The 1,100-nt window shown below is 67.2% G+C and carries 1 protein-coding gene; it reads left to right on the forward strand.

The features are described 5' to 3' along the window. Positions 1–51: 51 nt before the first annotated feature. On the forward strand, positions 52–1,100 hold a 1,049-nt coding region (locus DTL70_RS05935), incomplete at its 3' end, for an acyltransferase domain-containing protein (RefSeq protein ID WP_181860800.1).

The following is a 1,100-nucleotide window of genomic DNA, read 5'->3' on the forward strand; positions in this document are numbered from 1 at the left end:
GCGGGTTCTGTGGCGTTCCTGTTTTCGGGGCAGGGGAGTCAGCGTGTGGGTATGGGGGGTGAGTTGTATGCGGGGGAGCCGGTGTTCGCGGCTGCCTTTGATGAGGTTGTTGCGGCGTTGGATGTGTATGTGGGTCGTTCGGTTGCGGGGGTGATCGGGGGCGAGCCGGAGTTGCTTGAGCGGACGTTGTTCACTCAGCCGGCGTTGTTCGCGGTCGAGGTGGCGTTGTTCCGTTTGTTGTCGCATTACGGGGTGGTCCCGGATTATGTGGTGGGGCATTCGGTGGGGGAGTTGGCGGCGGCTCATGTGGCGGGGGTGTTGTCTGTCCAGGACGCGGCGCGTTTGGTGTGTGCGCGGGCGCGTTTGATGGACGGTGTGGCCCGGGGTGGTGCGATGGTCGCTGTGAATGCGGGGGAGGCGCGTGTTGCGGGGTGGCTTGAGGGGCGTAGTGGTGTGGAGGTGGCCGGGTGTAACAGCCCTTCGAGCACGGTGGTTTCGGGTGATGAGGCGGCGGTGCTGGAGGTTGCTGAGCTGGCTCGGGGGGAGGGGGTTAAGGCTACGCGGCTGAAGGTGAGCCATGCTTTCCACTCGGCGCATCAGGAGGGTTTGCTGGCGGAGTTGACCGAGGTCGCCCGGTCTGTGACGTATGAGGCTCCCCGCATTCCGGTTGTTTCGAATGTCACGGGTGAGGTGGTCGAGGAGTTCACGGCGGAGTACTGGGCTGTTCAGGCGCGTTCCGCGGTCCGTTTCGCCGACGGTATCGCCACGCTGGCCGGTCTTGGTGTGACCGCGTATGTGGAGGTGGGTCCCGACGCGACACTCGCGGGTCTGACGAGCGAGTGCCTGGCCCAGACCGAGACCGAGACCGGGACCGGGACCGGGACCGGGACCGGGACCGGGACCGAGGTCGGGGGCGGGGCCGGGGGCGCGGTCGTGGTGCCGGTGCTGCGCAAGGACCGTGCCGAGAGGCGTACGCTCCTTGCCGCCCTGGCCACTGTGCACGCACACGGCGTGGACGTGGACTGGGAGCGGTTCGTACCGGGCTCCGGCCTGGTGCAACTGCCCACCTACGCCTTCCAACGCCAACGCCACTGGCCCGA

The organism is Streptomyces diacarni (genome assembly GCF_003323715.1).
Classification (GTDB): domain Bacteria; phylum Actinomycetota; class Actinomycetes; order Streptomycetales; family Streptomycetaceae; genus Streptomyces; species Streptomyces diacarni.